Annotated in this window: 20 protein-coding genes and 1 riboswitch; of the genes, 10 read left to right on the forward strand and 10 right to left on the reverse strand. The window is 68.0% G+C overall.

Annotated elements, in window-relative coordinates:
* Nucleotides 1-16: 16 nt before the first annotated feature.
* Nucleotides 17-140: riboswitch (FMN riboswitch) on the reverse strand.
* A gap of 39 nt (nucleotides 141-179) precedes the next feature.
* Complete coding sequence (locus tag ASF30_RS05705) at nucleotides 180-1,184, reverse strand: sugar-binding transcriptional regulator (protein WP_055902824.1); 1,005 nt, start codon at nucleotides 1,182-1,184, stop codon at nucleotides 180-182.
* Between the two features lie 108 nt (nucleotides 1,185-1,292).
* Between ASF30_RS05705 and ASF30_RS05710 the strand changes: the two genes are divergently transcribed.
* Nucleotides 1,293-3,050: a glycerol-3-phosphate dehydrogenase/oxidase gene (locus ASF30_RS05710; RefSeq protein ID WP_055902827.1), complete on the forward strand. Its 1,758-nt coding sequence runs from the start codon at nucleotides 1,293-1,295 to the stop codon at nucleotides 3,048-3,050.
* Nucleotides 3,051-3,089: 39 nt separating this feature from the next.
* On the opposite strand, the gene ASF30_RS05715 is transcribed toward ASF30_RS05710, so the two are convergent.
* Genes ASF30_RS05715 through ASF30_RS05735 form a run of 5 tightly spaced genes read right to left on the reverse strand, consistent with a single transcriptional unit; the run spans nucleotide 3,090 to nucleotide 7,589 of the window.
* Complete coding sequence (locus tag ASF30_RS05715) at nucleotides 3,090-3,821, reverse strand: HAD family hydrolase (protein WP_055902828.1); 732 nt, start codon at nucleotides 3,819-3,821, stop codon at nucleotides 3,090-3,092.
* Nucleotides 3,818-4,396 (reverse strand): GNAT family N-acetyltransferase, encoded by a 579-nt coding sequence (locus tag ASF30_RS05720; protein WP_055902832.1) that lies wholly within the window; start codon nucleotides 4,394-4,396, stop codon nucleotides 3,818-3,820. The genes ASF30_RS05715 and ASF30_RS05720 overlap by 4 nt, the downstream gene beginning before the upstream one ends.
* Nucleotides 4,396-5,406, reverse strand: coding sequence for a tryptophan--tRNA ligase (gene trpS / locus ASF30_RS05725; protein WP_055902836.1), 1,011 nt, complete (start codon nucleotides 5,404-5,406; stop codon nucleotides 4,396-4,398). Before trpS ends, ASF30_RS05720 begins: the two co-directional genes overlap by 1 nt.
* 46 nt (nucleotides 5,407-5,452) lie before the next feature.
* Nucleotides 5,453-6,286 carry an exodeoxyribonuclease III gene (locus ASF30_RS05730; protein ID WP_055902837.1) on the reverse strand — a complete coding sequence of 278 codons (834 nt, stop codon included), beginning with the start codon at nucleotides 6,284-6,286 and terminating at the stop codon, nucleotides 5,453-5,455.
* 37 nt (nucleotides 6,287-6,323) lie between these two features.
* The gene (locus tag ASF30_RS05735) at nucleotides 6,324-7,589 is read right to left on the reverse strand and encodes a YihY/virulence factor BrkB family protein (protein ID WP_235480282.1); all 1,266 of its coding nucleotides are present in this window, start codon (nucleotides 7,587-7,589) and stop codon (nucleotides 6,324-6,326) included.
* Nucleotides 7,590-7,846: 257 nt separating this feature from the next.
* On the opposite strand from ASF30_RS05735, the gene ASF30_RS05740 reads away from it, so the two are divergent.
* Nucleotides 7,847-12,661 (forward strand): prealbumin-like fold domain-containing protein, encoded by a 4,815-nt coding sequence (locus tag ASF30_RS05740; protein WP_055902840.1) that lies wholly within the window; start codon nucleotides 7,847-7,849, stop codon nucleotides 12,659-12,661.
* A 95-nt stretch (nucleotides 12,662-12,756) separates the two neighbouring features.
* On the opposite strand, the gene ASF30_RS05745 is transcribed toward ASF30_RS05740, so the two are convergent.
* The 4 genes from ASF30_RS05745 to sdhC are packed head-to-tail and all read right to left on the reverse strand — an operon-like array spanning nucleotide 12,757 to nucleotide 16,247.
* Nucleotides 12,757-13,524: a succinate dehydrogenase iron-sulfur subunit gene (locus ASF30_RS05745; RefSeq protein WP_055902843.1), complete on the reverse strand. Its 768-nt coding sequence runs from the start codon at nucleotides 13,522-13,524 to the stop codon at nucleotides 12,757-12,759.
* 2 nt (nucleotides 13,525-13,526) lie between these two features.
* Nucleotides 13,527-15,341, reverse strand: coding sequence for a succinate dehydrogenase flavoprotein subunit (gene sdhA, locus ASF30_RS05750; RefSeq protein ID WP_055902846.1), 1,815 nt, complete (start codon nucleotides 15,339-15,341; stop codon nucleotides 13,527-13,529).
* Nucleotides 15,342-15,350: 9 nt separating this feature from the next.
* Nucleotides 15,351-15,815, reverse strand: a complete 465-nt coding sequence (locus ASF30_RS05755) for a succinate dehydrogenase hydrophobic membrane anchor subunit (protein WP_055902848.1) — start codon at nucleotides 15,813-15,815, stop codon at nucleotides 15,351-15,353.
* Nucleotides 15,816-15,827: 12 nt separating this feature from the next.
* Nucleotides 15,828-16,247 carry a succinate dehydrogenase, cytochrome b556 subunit gene (gene sdhC / locus ASF30_RS05760; protein WP_082467501.1) on the reverse strand — a complete coding sequence of 140 codons (420 nt, stop codon included), beginning with the start codon at nucleotides 16,245-16,247 and terminating at the stop codon, nucleotides 15,828-15,830.
* 201 nt (nucleotides 16,248-16,448) lie between these two features.
* On the opposite strand from sdhC, the gene ASF30_RS05765 reads away from it, so the two are divergent.
* From ASF30_RS05765 to ASF30_RS05800, 8 genes are all read left to right on the forward strand, one after another.
* A complete protein-coding gene (locus ASF30_RS05765; RefSeq protein ID WP_055902855.1) occupies nucleotides 16,449-17,561 on the forward strand; it encodes a mannose-1-phosphate guanylyltransferase in 1,113 nt (370 codons plus the stop codon).
* A 53-nt stretch (nucleotides 17,562-17,614) separates the two neighbouring features.
* On the forward strand, nucleotides 17,615-18,682 hold the full coding sequence (locus tag ASF30_RS05770) for a BMP family lipoprotein (RefSeq protein ID WP_055902860.1): 1,068 nt from the start codon (nucleotides 17,615-17,617) through the stop codon (nucleotides 18,680-18,682).
* 186 nt (nucleotides 18,683-18,868) lie between these two features.
* Nucleotides 18,869-19,966 (forward strand): BMP family lipoprotein, encoded by a 1,098-nt coding sequence (locus ASF30_RS05775; RefSeq protein WP_055902863.1) that lies wholly within the window; start codon nucleotides 18,869-18,871, stop codon nucleotides 19,964-19,966.
* A 161-nt stretch (nucleotides 19,967-20,127) separates the two neighbouring features.
* The gene (locus ASF30_RS05780) at nucleotides 20,128-21,648 is read left to right on the forward strand and encodes an ABC transporter ATP-binding protein (protein WP_055902865.1); all 1,521 of its coding nucleotides are present in this window, start codon (nucleotides 20,128-20,130) and stop codon (nucleotides 21,646-21,648) included.
* Complete coding sequence (locus tag ASF30_RS05785) at nucleotides 21,645-23,021, forward strand: ABC transporter permease (RefSeq protein WP_082467503.1); 1,377 nt, start codon at nucleotides 21,645-21,647, stop codon at nucleotides 23,019-23,021. The genes ASF30_RS05780 and ASF30_RS05785 overlap by 4 nt, the downstream gene beginning before the upstream one ends.
* On the forward strand, nucleotides 23,018-24,316 hold the full coding sequence (locus tag ASF30_RS05790) for an ABC transporter permease (protein WP_055902868.1): 1,299 nt from the start codon (nucleotides 23,018-23,020) through the stop codon (nucleotides 24,314-24,316). The genes ASF30_RS05785 and ASF30_RS05790 overlap by 4 nt, the downstream gene beginning before the upstream one ends.
* Entirely contained in the window at nucleotides 24,313-24,735 is a 423-nt protein-coding gene (locus tag ASF30_RS05795; RefSeq protein ID WP_055902871.1) for a cytidine deaminase, read from the forward strand. The genes ASF30_RS05790 and ASF30_RS05795 overlap by 4 nt, the downstream gene beginning before the upstream one ends.
* Before the next feature lie 108 nt (nucleotides 24,736-24,843).
* Entirely contained in the window at nucleotides 24,844-26,142 is a 1,299-nt protein-coding gene (locus ASF30_RS05800; protein WP_055902874.1) for a thymidine phosphorylase, read from the forward strand.
* Nucleotides 26,143-26,222 lie beyond the last annotated feature (80 nt).

Raw genomic sequence — 26,222 nt, forward strand, 5'->3', positions numbered from 1 at the left:
CGCGAACGCCGAACGACGCGTGCATCCTCCCATCCGGACTTTAACCGTCGGTCCCGGAATTCCACCAGGTCAACCGCCTGTGATGGCGGGTCGCGGACTATCACCGCCGGTTCGGATTCTCACCGACCCCGGAGCACGTTTCTTGTCTTCGATGATAGATCAACGCGCTGACGCGCGTCCTATTCCCGTGTCGCGATGAGACGCGCACGATCCGAGTGCGACGCGACCAGGAGGCGGGCGGTGCCCTCGTCGACGAACAGATCGGTGATGAGTCGGGCGGCGATGGCACCGCGGATGCTCGCCAGCCGTGCGGCGCCCGAGACGACGCAGATGCGCCGGGGCGTTCGCCGGAGGACGTCGAAGGCGGGTCCGCTGCCGCGCTCGTTCAGCCTGATGCCGTCGGTCGATCCGTCGGCACGGTAGAAGACCGTCGCGACGTCGCCGACGACGCGCTCCTCCTGCAGGCTCGCCAGGTCATCGGAATCGAGGAAGTTGCTCGAGTAGACGTGGCTCGGAACCTCCGCGAACGGCGATCCGACACCGAACAGGGCCACGTCGAGGTGCTCCTGCAGGGCGAGGACGCGCTGCATACTGCGCTCGCGCCAGAGCGCCTGCTTGGTGAGCGGGTCGTCGAAGAACGCCGGCACCGGGAACTGCTGCACCTGTGCGTTGAAGGCCTCGCCGAAGCGCCGGAGGATCTCGCTCGCGTAGACGATCCCCGTGCTGGTGAGGTTCCCGGCGCCGTTCAGCTGCACGATCTGGGTGTCGTGCACGGACCGTGGCACCAGGTGCCGGGAGACGGCGCTCACCGTCGCGCCCCACGCGACTCCGAGGGTGGTGTTCGAGTCGATGTACTCCCCGAGCATCCGTGCAGCCGACAGCGCGACGCGTTCGAGCCTGTCGACGTCGCTGGTGTGATCCGGCACGGGTACGACATGTGCGCTCACCCCGAAGGACTCGAGGATCTGGCGTTCGAGGATGTTCGGCATCTCGCGCGGGGAGCGCACCCGGATGTCGACGAGCCCAGTCTCGCGGGCGTGGCTGAGCAGCCTCGAGACCGAGGAGCGGGACGTGCCGAGTTCGTGGGCTATGGCCTCCATGGTGAGGTCCTGCAGGTAGTAGAGCTGAGATGCGCGCAGGGCGTCACTCGTGCGCGTCGAGACATCGGGGTGATCTGTCGCCATCTGTTCATTCTGCACATATGTGCAGTTCACTTGCAAGAAGGTGCGGGCGTGCTCAGGATGGAGGTGTCGGTTCGACAGCGTGCCGACCAGCGAACAAAGGGATGCACCATGGCGACGTCGTCGACGACTTCCACCTCCTCCTCCGGAGCCGCCGCGCTCCGCCCGGCCGTCGAGGCGCTGCGCGCCCGACCTCACGCCGACGTGCTGGTCATCGGGGCCGGCATCAACGGCATCGCCACCTTCCGTGACCTCGCCCTGCAGGGCGTGGACGTCGTGATCATCGATCGCGACGACTTCGTCTCCGGGGCCTCCGCGGCGTCGTCGCACATGATCCATGGCGGCATCCGCTACCTGGAGAACGGCGAGTTCCGCCTCGTGCGCGAGTCCGTCGAGGAGCGCAACGCCCTCGTCAGAATCGCTCCGCACTATGTGCGTCCGCTGAAGACGACCGTGCCGATCTTCTCCACGTTCAGCGGCATCCTGTCGGCCCCTCTGCGCTTCCTCACGCACAAGGCGGGCAAGCCGACCGAGCGCGGTGCCGCCCTCATCAAGGTGGGACTCACCGCCTACGACTCCTTCTCCCGCGACGGCGGCAGCGTTCCCCGGCACGAGTTCCACGGGCGCAAGCGCTCGCTCGCCGAGCTCCCCGAGCTGAACCCCGGCATCAAGTACACGGCGACCTACTACGACGCCTCGATGCACGATCCGGAGCGCCTGGCGCTCGATGTCCTGCACGACGGCCTCGCCGCCGGACCGAACGCGCGCGCCGTGAACTACGTCGAGGCCGCCGGCGCCGATGGTGACGGCGTCAGGCTGCGCGACACCGTCACGGGCGAGGAGTTCGCGTTCACCGCATCCGTCGTCGTGAACGCATCGGGACCCTGGACCGACCTCACCAACGAGGCTCTCGGCGGGGCGACCCGGTTCATGGGCGGCACCAAGGGCTCGCACATCGTGCTCGACCACCCCGAGCTGCTCGCGGCGACCGACGGCCGGGAGATCTTCTTCGAGCACGAGGACGGTCGCATCGTGCTGATCTACCCGCTGAAGGGTCGCGTGCTGGTCGGCACGACGGATCTCGAGCACGACATGCGCAAGCCCATCCGCACCACGGAGGATGAGATCGACTACTTCTTCGACCTGATCTCCCACGTGTTCCCCGGCATCGCCGTGAACCGCTCGCACATCGTCTACCGCTTCGCCGGCGTTCGCCCGTTGCCTCGGCACGACGAGACCCAGCCCGGCTTCGTCTCCAGGGACTACCGCATCGAGGAGTCCACTGTTCCGGGCAGCGGCGGTGCCGTGCCCCTCCTCAGCCTGGTCGGCGGCAAGTGGACGACCTTCCGTGCTCTCGCCGAGCACTTGAGCGACGAGGTGCTCGCCAAGCTCGGACGCAGCAGGACGGCGAGCACCGAGGGCCTCGCCATCGGTGGTGGCCGAGGCTATCCGACGACGGATGCCGCCCGCACGGTCTGGCTCGCAACTCACGGCGAGCTCGTCGGGCGGGCCAGGGCGGCAGAACTGCTCGAGCGCTACGGAACTCACGCCGAGTCGCTCATCACCGAACTCGCCGAGAGCGGGACCGACGTGGCGCTGCGATCGGCGCCGACGTACAGCGCGGGGGAGATCACGGCCCTGGCGCGCGACGAGCAGGTCGTGCATCTCAGCGACGTGCTGAAGCGGCGCACCAGCCTCGCCTTCACCGGTGCCGTGGACGCCGACGTCCTGGAGGAGCTCGCCGAGATCGTGGGCGACGCCCTGGACTGGAGTGCGCCCCGTCGCGCGGGCGAGATCGAGCACGCGCGCACCGAGTTGCACGACGTGCACGGTGTGGCGATCGAACAGCGCCGGGTCGCGCACGCCTGAGGCGCATCCGCTCATTCTTCGCCGCTCGACCGGCGGGGATCAGGCTCCGAGCGCCCCCACCAGCTGTCCGAGCCCGGTGATCTCGAGCACGCCGAGCTCGCGTGCCTCGGCCGCATCCGTCGGGTCGGGACTGACTCCCGTGCGATTCAGCCACACGCCGGTCATGCCGGCTGCTGCGGCACCGATCGCGTCGGTGCGCAGCCTGTCGCCGACGTACGCTGCGTCGGCGGTGGGCACGCCGAGCCGGGTGCAGGCGTACTCGAAGATCCGCGGATCGGGCTTGGTGACCCCGAGGGAACCCGAGGCCACGATGCCGTCGACCAGTCCCGTCAGCCCGACGGTGTCGAGCTTCGACTGCTGGAACACCGGGTCGCCGTTGGTGATCACGCCGATCCTGATGCCGGGCCGTGCCGCTCGCAACGCCGCAAGGGTCTCGAGGGCGTCGTCATGCAGCATCCAGGCGGCACGATAGTGCTCGAAGTAGTCGTCGAACCAGGCGCCGGCCGCGGCCTCGGCGAGCACGACCCCGTGCGCCGCGGCGAAGTCGCGCGCACGTGCCCGCCGCTGGCCCTGGAAGTCGAGGGTTCCGGCGAGATAGGAGTGATAGTGCCGCTCCTCGAGCGCATGCCAGAAGGCGACGTCACCCGCCCGGTCGGGCGAGGAGTAGCCGACGGCGTCCATCTGCACCTCGATCGCCCGCGCAACCGCACTGCGATGGGCGAACAGGGTGTCATCGAGGTCGAACAGGACGGCGGCCGGGATGCCGCTCACAACAGGGTCTCCTCGGGCCAGCTGGCCTCGGCCTGACTGGCGTCGTGCGATCGCAGCAGCACGCCGTGCCAGGCGGGCACGGGGGAGCCGTCGCGTCCCGGGTGCGACGACGGCGCTGTGCCCGTGAAGGCGAATCCGACGGCACGGGCGACCGCGGCCGATGAGCGGTTGCCGGCGACGGCCTCCCAGGTGACGGCATCCGTCGGCGGGACATCGCCGCTGAAGAGGGCCCACTGCACGACGGCGCCCAGGGCTTCGCGCATGTAGCCCTGGCCGCGTGCGTCGGCGCCGAGCCAGAAGCCGACGTCGCTGCGCGCGGTGCGGTAGCTGATCACGCCGACCAGCGGGCCGCCCTCATAGGTGCGCACGGCCCAGGTCGCCTCGGTGTCGCTCGACCAGCCGAGGGGCACAAGGGTGCCGACGAAGGTCTCGGCATGCTGGAGTCCGTACGGCCAGGGGGTCGTGAGGAACCGTTCGAACAGGGGATCGCCGCAGTAGTCGGCGATGCGCGCGGCGTCGGCCTCCGTCGGCTGGTCGAGAACCAGCCGTTCGGTGCGGAGCACGACGGGTTGCATCAGCGGCGCCTGATGAAGCCGATGCGGTCGTAGACGGTCGCGAGGGTCTTCTCGGCCGTCGCTGAGGCCTTGTCGGCGCCGACGGCGAGCAGTCGATCGAGTTCGGCCGGGTCCTCGAGCAGCTCGAGGGTGCGGGTGCGCACCGGCGCGAGGGTGTCGACGACGACCTCGGCGAGGTCCTTCTTCAGGTCGCCGTAGCCGCGACCGTCGTACTCCTGCTCGAGCGTCGCGATGGAGCGGCCGGTGAGGGAGGAGTAGATGGAGAGCAGGTTGGAGATGCCCGCCTTGTTGGCCTGGTCGAAGCGGACCTCCCGCTCGGCATCCGTCACGGCGCTCTTGATCTTCTTGGCCGTGACCTTCGGGTCGTCCATGATGTTGACGAGGCCGGCCGGGCTGGCGGCCGACTTGCTCATCTTGGCCTCCGGGTTCTGGAGGTCGTAGATCTTGGCCGACTCCTTCGGGATATGCGCCTCCGGCACCACGAAGGTGTCGCCGAAGCGGCTGTTGAAGCGCTGTGCGAGGGTGCGGGTCAGCTCGAGGTGCTGGCGCTGGTCCTCGCCCACGGGCACCTGCTCGGTGCCGTACAACAGGATGTCGGCCGCCATCAGCACGGGGTAGGTGAACAGGCCGACGCTGGTGGCGTCGGAACCCTGCTTGGCCGACTTGTCCTTGAACTGGGTCATGCGGCCGGCCTCGCCGAAGCCGGTGATGCTGCCGAGCACCCAGGCGAGCTCGGCGTGTGCCGGCACCTGCGACTGGATGAAGAGGGTGCACAGCGACGGGTCGATGCCCGCTGCGATGTACTGGGCTGCGGTCTGGCGCGTGTTCGCGCGCAGCTCCTTGGGATCTTGGGCCACGGTGATCGAGTGCAGGTCGACGACGCAGTAGTAGGCGTCGAAGTCGCGCTGCATCGAGACCCAGTTGAGCAGGGCGCCGATGTAGTTGCCCAGGTGCAGCGAGTCGCTCGACGGCTGCATGCCGGAGAAGAGGAGGGGGCGGGTGTCATTCATGTGAGGAGAGGCCTTCGGCTGTGAAGAGGGGAGTAAGAGGGGGCGATCAGATCGCGTAGTCGACGACGACCGGTGCGTGGTCGGACCATCGCTCGGAGTAGCTGGCCGCCCTGTCGACCGTGTAGTCGACGACGGATGCCGCCAGAGCGGGTGTCGCCAGCTGGTAGTCGATGCGCCAGCCGGTGTCGTTGTCGAAGGCCTGGCCGCGGGCGGACCACCAGGTGTACGGACCGTCGACCTCGCCGGCAGCACGGCGCCCGATGTCGACCCAGCCGAGACCCGCTCCGGCGTTGTAGGCGGGATCGCCCTCGGCGCCGATGAAGCGGTCGAAGTAGGCGCGCTCCTCGGGCAGGAAGCCGGCGCGCTTGACGTTGCCCTTCCAGTTCTTGATGTCGAGCGTGCGATGACCGACGTTGAGGTCGCCCATCACGACGCTCAGCTCGTTGTGCGCGGCGAGTTCGGGCAGGCGGGCTTGCATGGCATCGAGGAACTTGTACTTCTCGACCTGCTTGGGGGTGTCGGCCTCGCCGGAGTGCACATAGGCGCTCACGACCGTGACGATGCGACCGCCGACCTCGAAGTCGGCCTCGAGCCAGCGCCCGGCGCTGTCGAAGTCGGGCGCCCCGAGCTCGACCCGGTGGATGGTGGCGGCACCGCGGCTGGCGAGCGCCACTCCGGCGCGCCCCTTGGCCGTCGCCGCGTCGTGCAGCACGCTCCACTCGTCGCCGAGCAGCTCGGTCACGTGTTCGGTCTCGGCCCTGACCTCCTGGATCGCGAGGATGTCGACGCCTCGGGCATCCAGCCATGCACCCATGCCGTTGCGGTAGGCGGCACGGATGCCGTTGACGTTGACGGATGCGATGCGGAGGGGCGTTGCCATGCCTTCGATCCTATGGGAGGCCTCGGACGTCGACGGGTCAGAGCGGGCCGGGACGAGCGGCATCCGTCACCCGTGAACCGGGGCCGGGAGTCGATGACGCGAGCTGCAGGTCGTCGAGCTCCGACTGCAGTCTGGCGATGCGCCGCTTGACCCCGGCGCGACGGATCCAGCCGACCCGGGCGGCCTCATCGCGGGCGCGCCGCAACTCCACCTGGGTCGTCAGGATGCGGGCCTGCCGCTCGCTCTCGCGTCGCTCGGCCTCGAGCTGGGCCGGGGTGACCCGCCGCAACGACTCGTTGCGATCGCTCGCGCTGACGTAGATCCAGGATGCCGCGACCAGCGTCACGATCGAGGTCAGCCTGAACCACAGCAACAGTCCGATGAAGACGGCGAACGTCGCGAGCAGCGGGTTGCTCGTCGCACTGCCGACCAGGAAGCCGGCGCCGATCTGCAGCACGTACATCGCCACTCCACCGAGCACCGACCCGCCCCAGAGCCTTCGCCACCTCACGCTGGCCCCGGAGAGGAAACGGAACATGGAGATGAGCACGCCGGTGTTGATCACGAGCACCACGATGAAGCCGGCACCGCCGATGGCCGCCTGCACCAGCCACGAGTTCTCGCCGAAACCGAACAACGACAGGAGCCAGGTCGTGGCGCTCGTGCTGGCGACGGAGAGGACGGCCCCGAGAAGCAGGACCGCCCCGAACGCCAGAGCCGCGATCAGGTCGCGAGCCTTCAGCAACACGTACGAACGCATGTCCTTCGGCAGGCCGAACAGGCTGCGCACGGCCGTGCGCGAGTACGTGATCCACCCGATGGCCGTCCAGACGAAGCCGGCGAGGGCGACGGCGCCGGTCCAGCCGAACAGGCTCGTCGACGAGTCGGCGGCTTCGGACAGCTGGGCCGGCGTGATGGCGCCGTCGGGGCCGATGAGGCCGGGCACGTAGGTGTTGATGAGGTTGACGATGGCGAGCAGGGTGTCGTCGTTGCCGCTCAGGAAGAGCCCGGCGCCGGCGAAGAGGACGTACACGGCGGCGAACACGGCGAAGATCGCCTGATAGCTCATACCCGATGAGAGCAGGAAGCCGTTGCGGAACAGGAACCAGCGCCAGACGCGCACCGGGAACAGCGCCATGGTCTTCTGCGTGATGGAGGTGACGGTCTGGATGGGCTCCTCGAAGCGCTCGCTGAGGATCCCCACGCGTTCGCGCACCTCGGCCGACATGCGCTCGCCGCGAGTCGGAGGGTCGAGGGGGTCATCCGCCGGCGCCTCCGCCGGTCTCGTCACGCGCGTGCTCACGGTGCCAGCGTAGGGGAGGCCGACTCCGTCAGACGGATGCCGCAGCCGAGCACGCCTCAAGTCGGTCCGTGATCGAATCGTGACCGTCCGCACGCTGGATCTCCCGCGATGCACATCCACATGGCCCTCGAATGCGGGACAAGATGAGCATTACTCGTGTAGCTTGACGAGTGGAAGTTCGATCACCGCCATCCGTACCCGACGGGATGTGGCGGAAGCCAGGTGCACCCCGTGCACCCGTACCCGAAGGCTTGGACATGTTCACCCGAATCACCGGCGTCCCGACAACCCAGAATGACGGTGGGCAGAGACCCGGTTCCCGGCGTCGCAGTCCGTTCGCCGTCCCGGTCGCGATGCTCCTCTCCGCCGCGATCATGCTGATCGGCGTCCCCGCCGTCGCCATCGCAGACGAGGGGGTTCCTGCCGGCGAGACGCCGACGGCATCTCCGACCGACATCGCGACGCCGGCCCCGGAGCCGACCGACGCGGCTGCATCGGACCCTGCGGAACCGGCGCCGACGCCGGAACCCGCTCCCGATGTCGCAGACCCCGCCACCCCGACGCAGAGCGCTCCGCCGTCGGACACGCCAGCGGTCGTTGAGCCCACGCCGACCCCCGAGCCCACGGCCGCGTCCGACGAGTCCGTCGCGCCCGAGCCGACGCAGCCAGCCAAGGTCGCCAAGAAGGCCGTCGCCGCGCTCGTGCCTCCGGCCGTCGGCCCGAGTGCCGTGATCAATGTCAAGGTGCGCTCCCTCAGAACTGGCGGCGCCGGCGACGACGGGGTGCCGCAGCCTCTGGCCGGTGTCACGCTGGAGCTGTGGAGCGCCAGCAGCGCCGCCACGGACTCGCCGGGAGTGAAGGTCTCACCGGCCATCGGTGATCCGCCCGACTGGACCGAGTGCGTCTCGGATGCCGCTGGTGACTGTTCGTTCACGGTCCCGTCGACGCAGGACGGCGGCATCAACCGCGACAGGCGCTTCTGGATCGTGCAGAGGTCGGCGCCCGACGGCTACTACCTCAATCCGACCCTGGTCACCGGCGCCAACATCACAACCGGCCCCAACCGTTTCGCCGCGACGCCCTACGTGTGGAGGACCGGCGCCGAACTGCGCGCCGGGCAGACCTACGACATCCTGCCCGCCCTGAGCACCATGCCCACGACCTCCGTCATCGGTGCTCCGATCAGCGGGACAGGCGCCACGGCCGGCCGGTGGAAGACCGGAGGAGGCATACCCGTCTCGCAGGACAACAACCAGTACCAGCCGACGTGCCAGCCCGGACTCAAGGTGGCCATGCTGCTCGACCTGTCGACGTCGATGACCTCGAACAACAACCAGGGGCTCAACGGTGTGCGCACGGCGGCGAAGAACTTCGTCCGCGCCCTCGCTCAGAGCGATGACCAGGCCGAGGTCGGGCTCTTCACCTTCGCCACGACGGCACCGGCGAGCAACCTCGCGACTGGGCGCAACTGGGCCCCCGAACTCATCACAGCCGGCAACCGCGGTACGGACGCCCAGTTCTCCAACGCCTCGTTGACCGACCAGACGTCGTTCTACGGCCGGATCAACAGCTACGCCGTCGCCGGAGCCTCGACCCAGTACACCAACTGGGACCGCGGATTCTGGCAGTTGGCGAAGGCGACAGACGACTTCGACGTCGCGATCGTCATCACCGACGGCAACCCGACGGTCTGGAGCACGAACCCGGCCGTGCAGGGCGACACCACCTTCCAGCATGTCGAGAACGCGATCTTCTCGGCGAACGCTCTGAAGGATCGAGGCACCCAGGTGCTCGCCTTCGGAGTCGGCCAGGGCATCTCCGGCGTCGAGGGACACAACCTGCGTGCAGTGTCCGGGACGCACAAGTGGGAGGGCGGCTCGGTGGCCGGTGCGGACTACTTCCAGACCGATGACTGGGGTCAGGTCTCCGATCAGCTGGCAGAGCTCGCCGGGAGCATCAGTTGCACGGTGCCGATCACGGTGCACAAGGTCGAGAAGACGGGAGCAGTCGAGGAACCCGGCGACGGCTGGACCTTCACGTCGACGCTCAGCGGTGATGGCGCCCTGAATCAGCCCGGCGCTCAGGTGACGCCGTTGAGTGGAGCCGACCACTGGGACGTCGCCTTCGCGGAGCCCGACGACACCGCCGACGTCGCCGTCGCCGAGACGGCCCAGGACGGCTGGGTGTTCGACAGTGTCGCCTGTACCGACAACGGATCACCGATCGACGTCGAGCAGTCCCCGAACTTCACCCTCGCCGGGCTGGCTGTCGGCGACAGCATCGACTGCGTCGTCACGAATGCCCGTCTGGTGATCACGCACGACAAGACTGTCGTCAGTACGACGCAGAACCCCGATGGCACCTGGGACATCATCTACAAGGTGGTCGTCACGAACGAGACCGAGGGCTCGACGGGCCAGTACAGCCTGACCGACCTGCCGGCCTTCGGGACCGGGATCACCGTGCAGGACGCCTCAGCGACAGGGCCCGGAGGTGCTGTCGTACCGGGTTGGAACGGGACGAGCGGCGGTGACGTCCTCGCCACCGGCGCATCCATCGACTTCGGATCCCCCCAGACCTACGTCATCACTGTGACGGCATCCGTCGCCACCGCGGTGACGGGAACCGAGGCGGCGGACTGCGAGCAGCAGGAGGGCGAGAACGGCACTGGATTCCTCAACCGCTCCTTCCTGACTGTCGACGGGGAGACCACGGAGGCCGACGCCTGCTCCACCCCCTCGCTCCCGACCTTCGAGAAGACGTTCGTCTCGGCGGTCCAGGATGCCGACGACGACTGGGACGTGACCTACACGTTGACGGTGTCGAACCCGTCGACCTCGATCGAGTCGTACTCGCTGAGCGACTCCCCGGCCTTCCCCTCGGGTGTGACCTACAACTCGATCGCGGTGACCAGCGTGGCTCCGGCCCCGGCGCCGATCACGGCTAGCGACGACGCGCCGTTCGCCGATCCGTTCCCCATCGCCGCTGACGAACTCCTCCAGCCCGGGGCGACCCACGTGTACACGGTCGTCGTGAACGCGACGGTCGACCCAGGAGCCGTCTCGGTCGATGACCTGAGGTGCGAGACCGAGCAGCAGCCCGGGGTCGGATTCCTCAACCTGGCGACCCTGACCACGGGGTCCGAGGTGATCGTGCGCGACGACTGCAGCGACATCCCCCTCGTCGACGTCGGCATCGAGAAGAGCTACCTGCTGCCGGACGGCGCCACAGCCGTCGAGGGCGGCATGGAGTTCAGCTACACCCTCGTCGTGACGAACAACGGACCTGACGATGCCACGGGCGTGGTCGTCTCCGACACGCTGGAGGACGAACTCGAGCTGAACGGTGCCATCACGGTGACGCCGGCAGTGCTCGCACCGACCGTCGTCGGAAACCAGATCACCCTCACCGGTGCCGGCCCGTTCGGGCCCGGTGCCATAGCCACGATCACGGTCCCCGTGAAGATGAAGGCGGCCGACCCGCTGTCCTCGGTCTCGGTCGGGCCCGACGATCCGGCTCCTGAGCCGCCGACAGTCGACATGTCCGACATCCCGAATGAGGCGTGTGTCGCCATCACCGAGAACGACGTCGACGCGAGCAACGACTGCGACGACGTCGATGTCCCGACCAAGCGCATCAACCCGAACGTCTATGTGCGTTGCGTCAATGACGTCCCGTGGCTCTACTACGACATCGCGGTGACCCCGTCGGTGCCGGAGGGCCCGATCACCGTCACGTTCACCTCGGCAGACGGGAGCCAGACCGACGTGCGTACGATCCCGTTCGACGCCAAGACCGGCCGCCTGCTGTGGCCGGGTGCCACGGTGGACGAGAACGGCATCGGGATCGGCTATCCCGGGTACAGGCCCGTGACGGCGGCGGATCTCGACTCCCCGCTGCGCTTCGAGGACCTCGTGCTCGATCCGAGCCTGCCCAGCTACGCCTGGCGCGACCAGGTGAACCCGGCGACGATCACCTTCCAGATCAACCCGAGCCAGTCCGTGCTCGCGGTGTACCCGCAGGCCCTTCCCGCCTGTGCCGTCGAGCGCCTGCCCGAGGTGCAGATCGAGAAGACGGCGAGCGTCGAACGCGTCGACGTCGGCGATGACTTCCAGTACACGCTGCAGGTGACGTCGACCGGACTCGGGGCCGCATCGCCGGTCGAGGTCTTCGACGAGATCCCCTCCGACCTCCGCGTGGACGGCATCACCACGGCGCCTGGCCCTGACATCCCCTACTGGGATGACTGCGAGGTCACGGGGAGCGACTCCGACGGCTACGGCGGAACGCTGCACTGCGACCTGGTCGGACTACTGGGCGTGAACTTCCCGACGGCGCCTCCGATCACCCTCGACGTGCACGTCAGCGAGGCCACGACGGCCACGACGATCAGCAACACCGGCGAGGTCTGCTGGCAGCACGACGGCGACACAGCCGGGGAGGTGCTCTGCGACGACGACACGGTCGACGTGCTCGTCAAGCAGGTCGTGCTCACCGGGCAGGCCGTCTGCGTCCGTGACACCCCGCTGTTCAGCTACTCGGTGACGCCGACGAACCTCACGGACGCTCCGCAGGTGCTCCTCATCTGGTGGACGCCGGAGGCCTACGCGGCGCACGACCCGAGCCTGCACGATGCCGATGCGATCCTCGCCGACGGCGCCAGCCAGGTCGATGTCGTCGCCACGGCCGGGAGCTATACGCCGGGCGACACCATCGCCGGTTCCCAGCTGTGGCCCGGGGCTGCGGTCGATGCGGCCGGGAACCCGATCGCCTGGCCGGGATGGACCGAGCTGCCCAACGGGCAGTGGGTCCTCGACCCATCCGCGCCGTTCTACGACCTGCGCGCCTCCGCCGTGGTCGAGATCAGGGTGAACCCGACGACAGCGGCCATCACGTCGTACCCGCCGGCCACGCCGAACTGCGACGCGAGCCCGCCGACCACCCCGACCGCACTCGCGAGCACCGGAATGACCGAGGCCTGGGTCGTCTGGCCGGCCATGGGTGCCATCACGCTCGGCGCGCTCGTGATGGTCGTGCTGTGGCTGCGTCGTCGTCGCACCGAGGAGGCGTGATCGGTCGTTAGACATCCCGCGGGGTAGGGCCCACGGGAAAGCGGAAGGGCCCGGGTCTGATGACCCGGGCCCTTCTCGTTCGTCGCCTGCGGTGACTAGGCGTGACCGCGCATCAGCGCCTGCTTGACCTCGGCGATGGCCTGGGTCACCTGGATGCCGCGAGGGCAGGCATCCGTGCAGTTGAAGGTCGTCCGGCAGCGCCAGACGCCCTCCTTGTCGTTGAGGATGTCGAGGCGCACCTGCGACGCGTCGTCGCGGGAGTCGAAGATGAAGCGGTGCGCGTTGACGATGGCGGCAGGACCGAAGTACTGGCCGTCGGTCCAGAACACGGGGCAGCTCGACGTGCACGCTGCGCACAGGATGCACTTCGTGGTGTCGTCGAACCGAGCCCGCTCGGCGACGGACTGCACGCGCTCCTTGCCGGGCTCGGGCTTCGAGCCGGGGATGAGGAACGGCTGCACCTCGCGGAAGGACGCGAAGAACGGATCCATGTCGACGATGAGGTCCTTCTCCAGCGGAAGGCCCTTGATGGCCTCCACGTAGATGGGCTTCGAGATGTCGAGGTCCTTGATGAGCGTCTTGCAGGCGAGACGGTTGCGGCCGTTGATGCGCATGGCATCCGATCCGCAGATGCCGTGCGCGCAGGAGCGACGGAAGGTCAGCGAGCCGTCCTGCTCCCACTTGATCTTGTGCAGGGCGTCGAGCACACGGTCCGTGGCGTACATCTCGACGTCGAAGTCCTGCCAGCGCGGCTCGGTGTCGGTGTCGGGGTCGAACCGCCGGATGATGAACGTGACGGTGAACGGGATGACCGAGGGGTCGGCGTTGCCGGGGCGGTCTGCGGCGATGGTGGCGGTGGTCACCGTCAGTACTTCCTCTCCATGGGCTGGTAGCGGGTCATGACGACGGGTTTCCAGTCGAGTCGGATGTGGTCTGCCGCGTCGGCGGAGTCCGCCTGGCCCGACAAGTAGGCCATGGTGTGCTTCATGTAGTTCTCGTCGTCGCGCTTCGGGAAGTCGTCGCGCATGTGGCCGCCGCGGCTCTCCTTGCGGTTGCGGGCCGAGTAGACCACGACCTCGGCGAGGTCGAGCAGGAAGCCGAGCTCGACGGCCTCGAGCAGATCGGTGTTGAACCGCTTGCCCTTGTCCTGCACGGCAACGTTCTTGTACCGCTCGCGCAGCGTGTGGATGGTCTCGGTGACCTCGGCGAGCGACTCGTCGGTCCGGAACACCTGGGCGTTCCGGTCCATGTGGTCCTGCAGCTCCTTGCGGAGCACGGCGACGCGCTCGGTGCCGGTCGAGCCCTTGATGTGCTCGAGCAGCCCGCGGACCGCCTTGGCGGGGTCGGCGGGCAACGGGGTGAAGTCGACGTTCTGCACGTAGGCGACGGCGTTGTTGCCGGCACGCTTGCCGAAGACGTTGATGTCGAGCAGCGAGTTCGTGCCGAGGCGGTTCGAGCCGTGCACCGAGACGCAGGCGCACTCGCCGGCGGCATACAGGCCCGGAACGACGGTGTCGTTGTCGCGCAGGACCTCCGCGGAGACGTTGGTGGGGATGCCGCCCATGGCGTAGTGCGCCGTCGGCATGACCGGCACGGGCTCGGTCACGGGGTCGACGCCGAGGTAGGTGCGGGCGAACTCCGTGATGTCGGGCAGCTTGGTCTCGAGCACCTCGGCGCCCAGGTGGGTGCAGTCGAGGTAGACGTAGTCCTTGTTGGGGCCGGCTCCGCGGCCCTCCGCCACCTCCTGCACCATGCAGCGGGCGACGATGTCGCGGGGTGCGAGGTCCTTGATGGTGGGCGCGTAGCGTTCCATGAAGCGCTCGCCGCTCGCGTTGCGGAGGATCGCACCCTCACCGCGAGCACCTTCGGTCAGCAGGATGCCGAGTCCGGCGAGGCCGGTCGGGTGGAACTGGAAGAACTCCATGTCCTCCAGGGGCAGGCCCTTGCGCCAGATGATGCCGACGCCGTCGCCCGTGAGGGTGTGGGCGTTGGACGTGGTCTTGTAGATCTTGCCGAAGCCGCCGGTGGCGAAGATGATCGCCTTCGCCTGGAAGACGTGCAGCTCGCCCGAGGAGAGGTCGATGGCGACGACGCCGGAGGGCTGGTCGACGCCGTCCACGTTCGTCATGACCAGGTCGAGCACGTAGTACTCGTTGAAGAAGTTGATGCCGAGGCGCACGCAGTTCTGGAACAGCGTCTGCAGGATCATGTGGCCGGTGCGGTCTGCGGCGTAGCAGGCCCGGCGAACAGGCGCCTTGCCGTGGTCGCGGGTGTGGCCGCCGAAGCGACGCTGGTCGATCTTGCCCTCAGGGGTGCGGTTGAACGGCAGGCCCATGTTCTCGAGGTCGATGACGGCGTCGATGGCCTCCTTCGCGAGGATCTCGGCAGCATCCTGGTCGACGAGGTAGTCGCCGCCCTTGATGGTGTCGAAGGTGTGCCACTCCCAGCTGTCCTCCTCGACGTTCGCGAGGGCGGCGGCCATGCCGCCCTGCGCCGCTCCGGTGTGGGAGCGCGTCGGGTAGAGCTTCGAGATCACGGCGGTCTTCGCGCCGGGGCCGGCCTCGATGGCCGCACGCATGCCGGCACCGCCGGCGCCCACGATCACGATGTCGAACTGGTGGTAGTGCACGCCGTCGACGACGGTGGACTCGGATTCAGGATTCACAGGTGCCGTACTCATATCTCTTTGTTATCCGACCGGGCAGAAGGAGGGCAGCAGGTCGGCGGGGGATCCGGCCGGGCAGGGCTCGAAGGTGAAGACGACGAGGGTTCCGAGGAGGATGAGCGCCGCGACGGCGACGAAGATGGCGCCCTTCAGGATGCGACGCGTCGACGGCAGCGTGGCGTAGTCGTTGACGATCGTGCGCATGCCGTTACCGCCGTGGATCAGCGCGAGCCAGAGCATCAGCACGTCCCAGACCTGCCAGAACGGAGAGGCGTACTTGCCGCCGACGAAGCCGAAGTCGATGGCGTGGACGCCGTCGCCGACCAGGAGGTTGACGAACAGGTGCCCGAAGATGAGCACGAGGAGCAGCACGCCGGAGACGCGCATGTAGATCCAGCCCCACTTCTCCCAGTTCACGCCACGGTTGCGGGCGGGACGGGAGGGGGAGCGGGGCGGCTCGATGGCCGGGGCGTTGTCGATTGCGGTCACTTCGAGTCCCTCCTAGTGTCCGAAGACGTTCATCAGGTGGCGGGGGGCGAAGCCCAGCATCGTGACGACCCACAGGCCGATCACGACGTAGAACATGGCCTTCTGGTAGCGCACGCCCTTCGACCAGAAGTCGATGAGGATGATGCGGATGCCGTTGAAGGCGTGGAAGACGATCGCTCCGACCAGCGCCACTTCACCGAGCCCCATGATGGGCGTCTGGTAGGTGCTGATCACGGCGTTGTAGGCCTCGGGGCTCACGCGGATCAGAGCCGTGTCCAGGACGTGCACCAGCAGGAAGAAGAAGATGGCGACGCCGGTGATGCGATGAAGAACCCATGACCACATGCCCTCGCGGCCCCGGTACAGGGTTCCTCCCGGACGGGATGCTCGCTTGGTGTCTGCTGTCAGGGTTCCTGCCGTGTCCTGAGGCATGAACAACCCTCCCTGGCTGTGTCTGACGGCCTGGAGATTCACAGGCCGGAACCGCTCGACGAGCGTGAGCCAAGTGTATTCCTTTCGTCTCGCCCAGTTCCCGTAAGGGGAGCCTAAGTATCTCGACGTCGAGAGACTGTTCACGCGCCGGGGGCGGTGACCGACCCGCGCCGGAAACAGGGCGGCCGCTAGTCTGGCGGCATGACTGCGATCGAGCGCTTCTACAGCGTCATCCCGGCCGGCGGCATCGGATCCCGACTCTGGCCGTTGTCGCGCGCCGACGCTCCCAAGTTCCTGCACGACCTCACGGGCTCGGGTCAGACGCTGCTGCGCGACACCTGGGACCGGCTCGCCCCGATCTCCGGCACCGACCGCATCATGGTCGTCACGGGCAGGGCACACCGCGCCGCCGTCGAGGGGCAGCTGCCCGAGCTCGCGGACCACAACGTCGTCCTCGAGAGCGAGCCGCGCGACTCCTCCGCCGCGATCGGCCTCGCCGCCGCGATCCTCGCGCTGCGCGAGCCCGACGTCATCATCGGCTCCTTCGCCGCCGATCACGTCATCAAGGGCACGGTGCTGTTCCGGCACGCCGTCCAGGAGGCCGTCGCCCTCGCCGATGCCGGCTACATCGCGACGATCGGCATCCGTCCCACGGAACCGGCGATCGGATTCGGGTACATCCACACCGGCGGTCCGTTGAAGGTCGCGGGGGCACCGTCGGCCAGCATCGTGGACTCCTTCGTGGAGAAGCCCGACCTCGCCACCGCCGAGCGCTACGTCGCCGGCGGCAAGCACCTGTGGAACGCCGGCATGTTCATCGCCCGCGCCGATCGGCTGCTCGAGGAGCTCGCCCGAAACAAGCCGGAACTGCACGCCGGCCTGGTCGAGCTGGCGGCGGCCTGGGATGACCCGGCCACGCGCGGCCCGGCGGTCGACCGCATCTGGCCGAACCTCGAGAAGATCGCCATCGACTACTCGGTGGCCGAACCGGCCGCCGCCGCCGGCAGGCTCGCCGTGGTGCCGGCCCAGTTCGACTGGGACGACGTCGGCGACTTCGCCTCCATCGCGAAGATCCACTCCGGCGGGCGCAAGCGCGACCTCGCCATCCTCGGCGCCGACGCCCGCGTTCTGGCTGATTCCTCCAGCGGTATCGTCGTGAGCCAGGGCGGGCGCACCATCGCCCTGATCGGCGTGGAGGACATCGTGGTGGTCGACACCCCCGACGCCCTCCTCGTGACCACCAGCGCCAACGCGCAGAAGGTCAAGTCCGTCGTCGACGCGCTGCGACTGTCCGGCCGCGGCGACGTCCTCTGACGCGCCACAGCAGTTCCCCCGTCGCTCCAGCACCCATCCGAGAGGTTCCACTCATGAGCAGCAGAATGCGGGCAGCATCCGTCGTCGCCGTCCTGGCCATCGCGGCCCTGGCCGGCTGCTCGGCGCCGCCGAGTTCGAGCGACTCCTCGACGAGCGCGGCAGGCGACTACTGCGCGCGCATGGTCACGAACTCCGGGGGGCTCGAGGACCGTTCGTTCAACCAGTCGAGCTGGGCCGGGCTTCAGAAGGCGGAGAAGGATGCCGGCATCGACGTGCAGGCCCTCGTCTCGACCGGCGAGACCGATCTCGCCCCCAACGTTCAGCAGGCCGTCGACTCCGGGTGCCAGTTCGTGCTGACCGTCGGCTACGAGCTGGCCGACGCCACAGCGTCGGCCGCGACGGAGAACCCCGACGTGCACTTCTCCATCGTCGACGAGGTCGTCGACGGCCCCAACGTCAAGCCCATCATCTTCGACACGGCCCAGGCGTCCTACCTCGCCGGCTACCTGGCGGCCGGGGTCTCGAAGACGGGAACCGTGGCGACCTTCGGTGGCGGCAACCAGCCGCCCGTGACCCTCTTCATGGACGGCTTCGTCGACGGGGTCGCCGCCTACAACGAGGCTCACGGCACGTCCGTCGTCGCCCTCGGCTGGGACAAGGCCAAGCAGGACGGCAGCTTCACCGGCGACTTCGAGGACATCAACAAGGGCAAGACCCTCACCGAGAGCCTCATCGACCAGGGCGCCGACGTGATCCTGCCCGTGGCCGGACAGGTCGGGGAGGGCTCGGCGGCCGCGGCTCTCGAGAACCCGGGCGTCTCCGTCATCTGGGTCGACAACGACGGCTACGACACCCTTCCGGCGAAGTACCACCCCGTCCTGCTGACCAGCGTGCTGAAGAACACCGAGGACGCCGTGGCGACGATCGTCACCGATGACGCCGCCGGGTCGTTCGATCCCGCGCCCTTCATCGGCACCCTCGAGAACGGCGGGGTCGGGCTCGCGCCGTTCCACGACCTGGCCTCGTCGGTGCCGCAGGAGTTGTCGGACGAGCTCGACGCGCTGAGCGCGAAGATCATCGACGGCTCGGTCGTCGTGACCTCGCCGAGCACGCCGGAATGATGCGATCGAGAGCCGATCTCACGCAGAAATGTTGCGAGTTCGTTTCGTCGGATGCGCGCCGGGTCGCAGATTCATAACCATTCGCGCGAGCACCCACTTTGCTCTTTTGAGCAAGGAAATATTCGGTAACGTGATTGCACATCCCGGCCCATCCATCCCTGTGGGCCTGCAATCTTGGAGGTCATCTTGACGATCACTACCCGCAAGACCGCCATCGGCGGACTTGCCGCGCTCAGCGCAGCGCTCCTGCTGGCCGGCTGCGCCTCGGCGCCCGAAGAGGGCGGCGCTTCGTCGGGTGCGGCAGCAGCATCCGACTTCGTCCCCTGCATGGTCTCCGACTCCGGTGGATTCGACGACAAGTCGTTCAACCAGCTCGGTGCCGAGGGCCTCGACTCGGCCGCCAAGGAGCTCGGCGTGGAGCCGATCAAGGTCCAGTCCGACGCCGAGACCGACTTCGCTCCCAACCTGACGAACCTCGTCGACCAGGGCTGCAACATCATCGTGACCGTCGGCTTCGCGCTCTCGGCAGCGACCATCGAGTCGGCCACCGCCAACCCCGACATCGACTACGCGATCATCGACGATGCGGCTGACGCCGACTTCGACGGCAAGGCCGACGCACCCAACATCAAGCCGATCCTCTTCGACACCGCGCAGGCGGCGTTCCTCGCCGGCTACGCGGCCGCCGACTACTCGAAGACCGGCGTTGTCGGCACCTTCGGTGGAATGAACTTCCCGACGGTCTCCATCTTCATGGACGGCTTCAAGCAGGGCGTCGAGTACCACAACACCGAGAAGGGGACCGCAGTCAAGGTCCTCGGCTGGGACGGCGAGAACGGCCTGTTCACCGGTGGCTTCGAGGCGAACGACACCGCTCGCCAGACAGCACAGGGCCTCATCGACCAGAACGTCGACGTCATCCTGCCCGTCGGTGGTCCGATCTACCAGAGCGCAGCGGCGGCCATCAAGGACGCCGGTCGCGACATCGCCATGATCGGTGTCGACGCCGACTTCACCGTCACTGCGCCCGACGTGGCCGACCTCATGCTGACCTCGATCCTCAAGGGCATCGACGTCGGAACCAACGATGCCGTCGTCGCCGCCGGTAAGGGCGACTTCGACCCGACCCCGTTCATCGGAACGCTCGAGAACGAGGGCGTCGGCATCGCCCCGTTCCACGACTTCGAGGACAAGGTCGCTCCGACCCTGCAGGGTGAGCTCGACAAGATCAAGGCCGGCATCATCGACGGCTCGATCCCCGTCAAGTCCTACCTCGCAGGCTAAGTTCTGACAGACAGCGGGGGAGGCCGGCGAGAGCCGGCCTCCCCTTCTGCATGTCGGCGCTTCTGCGCATCATCTGCAACATCTGAGCATCCGCCCCGAAGGTCGACCCACCTTCGAGCACGCAGGGGCGCGGAATCACGTGAATAACTAGGATCGGGAGCATGAAGCTCGAACTTCGCGGCATCACGAAGACATTCGGTGCCCTGGTCGCCAATGACCACATCGATCTCACCGTCGAACCCGGGGAGATCCACTGTCTCCTCGGTGAGAACGGTGCAGGCAAGTCCACCCTCATGAACGTGCTCTACGGCCTGTACCAGGCCGACGGAGGCGAGATCCTCCTCGACGACGCCGCCCAGCACTTCGAGGGTCCCGGTGACGCGATGGCGGCGGGCATCGGCATGGTGCACCAGCACTTCATGCTCATCCCCGTCTTCACCGTCGCCGAGAACGTCATGCTCGGGCACGAGCAGACCAAGAACGGCGGCATGCTCGACCTCCCGGCCGCACGCGGCCGGGTGAAGGAGATCTCCGAGCGCTTCGGCTTCGATGTCGATCCCGACGCGCTCGTCGATGAGCTCCCCGTCGGCGTGCAGCAGCGCGTCGAGATCATCAAGGCACTCTCGCGGGACGCCCGCGTGCTCGTGTTCGACGAGCCGACGGCCGTGCTCACGCCGCAGGAGACCGATGAGCTCATGCAGATCATGCGGCAGCTGCGCGACGCCGGGACCGCCATCGTCTTCATCACCCACAAGCTCCGCGAGGTGCGCGAGGTCGCCGACCGCATCACCGTGATGCGACTCGGCAAGGTCGTCGGCGAGGCCCAGCCCACGGCGACGAACGCGGAGCTCGCCTCCTTGATGGTCGGCCGCTCGGTCGAGCTCACCGTGCACAAGGATGCCCCGACGCTCGGCGAGGAGGCCCTCATCGTCGAGAACCTCACCGTCGTGGATCCGATCGGCCAGCTCGTCGTGAACGACGTGAGCTTCTCCGTTCGCCGGGGTGAGATCCTGGCCATCGCCGGAGTCCAGGGCAACGGGCAGACCGAACTCACCGAGGCCCTCGTCGGTCTGCAGCCGCGCGTGTCCGGCCGTATCAGCCTCGACGGCCGGGAGCTCACCGGAGCGAGCGTGCGCAAGATCCTCGACGCCGGAGTCGGCTTCGTGCCTGAAGACCGCAACGAGGACGGACTGGTCGGCGAGTTCTCCATCGCCGAGAACCTCATGCTCGACCGATCGACGGGAAAGCCCTTCGTCAGGGCCGCGAACCTGCAGCTCGGCTTCCTCGCCGAGTTCGCCAAGGAGAAGGTCGCCGAGTTCGACGTGCGCACCCCCGGCATCGAGACCAAGGTCGGCCGCCTCTCGGGCGGCAACCAGCAGAAGGTCGTTCTCGCACGCGAGTTGAGCCGCGACCTCACGCTCTTCGTGGCCGCTCAACCCACCCGCGGTGTCGACGTCGGATCGATCGAGTTCATCCACAAGCGCATCGTCGAGACCCGCGACTCCGGCGTTCCCGTGATCGTCGTGTCGACCGAGCTCGACGAGGTCGCGGCCCTCGCCGACCGCATCATGGTCATGTACCGAGGCCGCATCGTCGGCATCGTGCCCGGAGACACTCCCCGCGAGGTCCTCGGCCTCATGATGGCCGGCGAGGCCCCCACCGTAGAAGGAGCCGCCGCATGAGCGACGAGAATCCGAAGAAGCCCGTGGTTCCGGATGCCGCAGCCGACGACGCGGCCACGACGGCCGACGTCGCCCTCGAGGAGACTGCAGCCCCCGGTCGGACGTCGACGCCGGCGCCGGCATCCGTCGCCGGCCCGGCAACACCCAACGAGGCCATCGAACCCCCGTCGCGCTGGACTGTCGCGCTTCGCGAGATCGCGACGGGCAACGCCATCATCTCGGTGCTCGCCGTGCTGCTCGCCCTGCTCGTGGGCGCCATCATGATCGCTTTCACCGACGAGAACGTGCAGAAGACCGCCGTGTACTTCTTCGCCCGTCCCGGCGACACCGTCGTCGCGGTCTGGCAGTCGGTGTCCGGTGCGTACTCGGCGCTTTTCCAGGGGTCGATCTACAACTTCCGCCGCCCCGGCTTCGAGGCCGGCATCAAGCCGCTCACCGAGACCCTCACCTTCGCCACCCCGCTCATCGCGGCCGGACTCGGCGTGGGCCTGGCGTTCAGGGTCGGCATGTTCAACATCGGTGGCCGCGGCCAGATGCTCATCGCGGCATCCGCAGCAGGCTGGGTCGGCTTCGGCTGGGACCTGCCGTGGGGCATCCACATGATCGTGGCCGTTCTCGCGGGCATGCTCGGCGGAGCGCTCTGGGCCGGCATCGCCGGACTCCTCAAGGCCCGCACCGGAGCCCACGAGGTGATCGTGACGATCATGCTCAACTACATCGCCTACTACCTGGTGTCATGGATGCTGCGCACCCCGGGCCTGCTGCAGGCACCGGGCTCGAGCAACCCGAAGACCCCGGCGATGGCAGACACCGCCGTCTTCATCAAGATCCTCGGGCCGCAGTACAACCTGCACTTCGGATTCATCCTGGCCATCGCCGCCACCATCCTGGTGTGGTGGATCCTCAGCCGGTCCAACCTCGGCTTCCAGTTCCGCGCCGTCGGCGAGAACCCCAACGCCGCACGGGTCGCCGGCATCAACGTGAAGTCGATGTACTTCTACGCCATGCTCATCTCGGGTGCGCTCATCGGCCTCGCGGGTGTCGCGCAGGTCCTCGGCACCGTCACCACGGGATTCAGCTCGGGCATCGACGCCGGCATCGGCTTCGACGCGATCACCGTCGCCCTGCTCGGCCGCTCCACCCCGTGGGGCATCTTCGCGGCCGGCATCCTGTTCGGCGCTTTCAAGGCCGGCGGATTCTCGATGCAGGCCGCCGAGGGCGTGCCGGTCGAGATCGTGCTGGTCGTGCAGTCCCTCATCGTGCTGTTCATCGCGGCGCCCCCGCTGGTACGCGCCATCTTCCGCCTGCCGTCGCCGGGTTCGAGGCAGAGACGGTCAGTGCCCAATGTCACGAAGGAGGTGGCGGCGAAGTGAGCACCACCACCGAGAGCACCGCACCAGCACCCACGCCGGCTCCCGTCGTCGTGCTCGCCAAGACCGTCATCACGAGCTGGAAGGCGCCTGTCGCATTCCTCGTCTTCACCCTGGTCATGTTCGCGCTGGCCATCTTCGGCGCGAGGAGCGGCGACACCACCTTCAGGCTGTCCAGCCCGGCTGACGCCATCCAGCTGCCCGAGGTCGTCGTTCCGTCGGCCATCACGGTCTGGATCGTCGCCGTCCTCCTCGCCGTCGTCACCATCGCGAGCGCCGCCATGGTGCGCGCGCAGAAGAAGGTGCCTCTCTGGCTCATCGTGATCTTCGCGGTGCTGTTCATGTTCGGCTTCCTCACCTGGGCGGCCGCCGGCTCATCCCTGCCGATGATCGGCCTGCTGTTCGGTTCGCTCAGCCTGGCCGTCCCGCTCATCTACGGCTCACTCGCCGGCGTCATCGGCGAGCGGGTCGGCGTCGTCAACATCGCGATCGAGAGCCAGTTGCTGGCTGGCGCGTTCACGGCGGCCGTCGTGGCCTCCGTCACCGGACAGCTCTGGCTCGGCGTCATCGCCGCGATGATCGCCGGCGTGCTCGTGGCCATGGTGCTCGCCGCATTCGCGATCAAGTACATGGTCGACCAGGTCATCGTGGGTGTCGTGCTCAACGTGCTCGTCGTGGGCCTGACCAGCTTCTTCTACTCGCAGGTGCTGGTGCCGAACGCCGCGGTCCTGAACGCCCCGCCGCGGTTCGAACGACTGCCCATCCCGCTGCTCGGCGACATCCCGATCATCGGGCCCGTGCTGTTCAAGCAGACGATCATCGTCTACATCATGTACGTGGCCGTGGCCGCCGTGTACATCGGACTGTTCCACACCAAGTGGGGTCTCCGCCTCCGCGCCGTCGGCGAGCACCCGCAGGCCGCCGACACCGTGGGCATCAAGGTCAACAAGACCCGGTTCTGGAACGTCGCGCTGGCCGGTGCCATCGCCGGCCTCGGCGGTACCTTCTTCACCATCGGAACCGGCATCGCCTTCAACAAGGAGATGACGGCCGGAGCCGGCTACATCGCCCTCGCCGCCGTGATCTTCGGCCAGTGGGATCCGATCAAGGCCACGCTCGCCGCGTTGCTGTTCGGCTTCGCGTCGAACCTGCAGAACACCCTCAGCGTCATCGGTTCGCCGGTGCCGAGCGAGTTCATGCTCATGCTGCCGTACGTCGTCACGATCTTCGCCGTGGCCGGTCTCGTCGGCAAGGTGAGACCACCGGCCGCATCAGGAAAGCCGTACGTGAAATCATGACCGAGCCAACAGCATCCGTGCCGGAGATCGACTGGGCAGCCCTGCGCTCAGCGGCCGTCGAGGCCATGGGCAGGGCCTACGTGCCCTACTCGGAGTTCCCCGTCGGTGCGGCGGCCCTCGTCGACGACGGACGCATCGTGTCGGGCTGCAACGTGGAGAACGCCTCGTACGGTGTCACCCTCTGCGCCGAGTGCACGCTCGTCTCCGGACTGTTCATGTCCGGCGGCGGCAGGCTCGTGGCCTTCACCTGCGTCGACGGCCGCGGCAACACCCTCATGCCGTGCGGCCGCTGTCGTCAGCTGCTGTACGAGCACTCCACCGAGGGCATGCTGCTCGAGACGGTCTCGGGCATCCGCACCATCGACGAGGTGCTCCCGGATGCGTTCGGCCCGCGTCAGCTCGCCGAGTACAGGGGCTGACGCGGCACCGACCCGATCCACGCTGCCGAACCGTCATCCGGCACGCGGATGCCGCCCATCGGGCACCGTCGTCCGGCACGACCTCCAGTGAAACGAAAGTAGGACCCCATGGCCGTTGAAGCCTTCGACGTCGTCGACCTCATCCGCACCAAGCGAGACCACGGCACGCTCTCGACAGCCCAGATCGACTGGCTGATCGACGCCTACACGCGCGGCTACGTCGCCGACGAGCAGATGTCGGCCATGACCATGGCGATCTTCCTCAACGGCATGAGCCGCAGCGAGATCCGCGACATGACCATGGCGATGATCGCGAGCGGCGAGCGGATGAGCTTCGACGCCCTGCCGATGCCGACCACGGACAAGCACTCCACCGGCGGCGTCGGCGACAAGATCACCCTGCCGCTGATGCCTCTCGTCGCGGTGTTCGGCGTGGCCGTTCCGCAGCTCTCAGGACGCGGCCTCGGCCACACCGGCGGAACGCTGGACAAGCTCGAATCCATCCCCGGGTGGCGTGCCAACCTGACGAACGAGGAGATGTTCGCCCAGCTGCGCGACCATGGCGGCGTCATCTCGGCGGCGGGCAGCGGCCTGGCCCCGGCCGACGGCAAGCTCTACGCGCTGCGCGACATCACCGGCACGGTCGAGGCGATCCCGCTCATCGCCTCGTCGATCATGTCGAAGAAGATCGCCGAGGGCACCGGCGCCCTGGTGCTCGACGTGAAGTTCGGCTCCGGCGCCTTCCTCAAGGACATCGAGCGTTCGCGCGAGCTCGCCCGCACCATGGTGGAGCTCGGCGAGGACGCCGGTGTGGCGACATCCGCTCTCCTGACCAACATGAACGTGCCACTCGGCCTCGCCATCGGCAACGCCAACGAGGTGCGCGAGAGCGTCGAGGTGCTCGCCGGCGGTGGACCAGCCGACATCGTCGAGCTCACTGTCGCGCTGGCCCGGGAGATGCTCGCGCTCGTCGGGAAGACCGACGTCGACGTCGAGGCGGCACTGCACGACGGTCGCGCCATGGACAAGTGGCGCGACGTGATCCGTGCGCAGGGCGGGGACCCGGATGCCGCCCTCCCCGTCGCGCGCGAGACCCACACCGTCGTCGCCGACCGCGACGGCGTGCTCGTGGAGCAGCAGGCCCTGCCGTTCGGCATCGGCGCCTGGCGTCTCGGCGCCGGGCGCGCCCGCAAACAGGACCCCGTGCAGCACGCGGCCGGCATCGACCTGCACGCCAAGCCCGGCGACGCCGTGACGGCCGGACAGCCGCTCTTCACGCTCTCGGCGGACGAGCCGGAGCGGTTCGCGCGAGCCCTCGAGGCCGTCGACGGCGCCTGGCGCATCGGCGACGCCGACGAGCCCGTGCAGGACGGCGGACCGTTGATCGCCGAGCGCATCGGGCGCTGACGCGCGACTCCCGCCGTGTGAAGGAGATCCCGCCTCCGTCTGAAGGATCGGAGCGTCCGAACCCTCCATCCGCGCGGATC

It is taken from the genome of Leifsonia sp. Leaf264, assembly GCF_001422325.1.
GTDB lineage: Bacteria > Actinomycetota > Actinomycetes > Actinomycetales > Microbacteriaceae > Orlajensenia.

Coding starts and splice junctions, on each gene's coding strand:
- sdhC (WP_082467501.1), bottom strand. CDS start 16,247: ATGCCTCAGGACACGGCAGGAACCCTGACAGCAGACACCAAGCGAGCA.
- ASF30_RS05795 (WP_055902871.1), top strand. CDS start 24,313: ATGACCGAGCCAACAGCATCCGTGCCGGAGATCGACTGGGCAGCCCTG.
- ASF30_RS05800 (WP_055902874.1), top strand. CDS start 24,844: ATGGCCGTTGAAGCCTTCGACGTCGTCGACCTCATCCGCACCAAGCGA.
- ASF30_RS05765 (WP_055902855.1), top strand. CDS start 16,449: ATGACTGCGATCGAGCGCTTCTACAGCGTCATCCCGGCCGGCGGCATC.
- ASF30_RS05720 (WP_055902832.1), bottom strand. CDS start 4,396: ATGCAACCCGTCGTGCTCCGCACCGAACGGCTGGTTCTCGACCAGCCG.
- ASF30_RS05710 (WP_055902827.1), top strand. CDS start 1,293: ATGGCGACGTCGTCGACGACTTCCACCTCCTCCTCCGGAGCCGCCGCG.
- ASF30_RS05740 (WP_055902840.1), top strand. CDS start 7,847: ATGTTCACCCGAATCACCGGCGTCCCGACAACCCAGAATGACGGTGGG.
- ASF30_RS05785 (WP_082467503.1), top strand. CDS start 21,645: ATGAGCGACGAGAATCCGAAGAAGCCCGTGGTTCCGGATGCCGCAGCC.
- ASF30_RS05780 (WP_055902865.1), top strand. CDS start 20,128: ATGAAGCTCGAACTTCGCGGCATCACGAAGACATTCGGTGCCCTGGTC.
- ASF30_RS05770 (WP_055902860.1), top strand. CDS start 17,615: ATGAGCAGCAGAATGCGGGCAGCATCCGTCGTCGCCGTCCTGGCCATC.
- ASF30_RS05730 (WP_055902837.1), bottom strand. CDS start 6,286: ATGGCAACGCCCCTCCGCATCGCATCCGTCAACGTCAACGGCATCCGT.
- trpS (WP_055902836.1), bottom strand. CDS start 5,406: ATGAATGACACCCGCCCCCTCCTCTTCTCCGGCATGCAGCCGTCGAGC.
- sdhA (WP_055902846.1), bottom strand. CDS start 15,341: ATGAGTACGGCACCTGTGAATCCTGAATCCGAGTCCACCGTCGTCGAC.
- ASF30_RS05705 (WP_055902824.1), bottom strand. CDS start 1,184: ATGGCGACAGATCACCCCGATGTCTCGACGCGCACGAGTGACGCCCTG.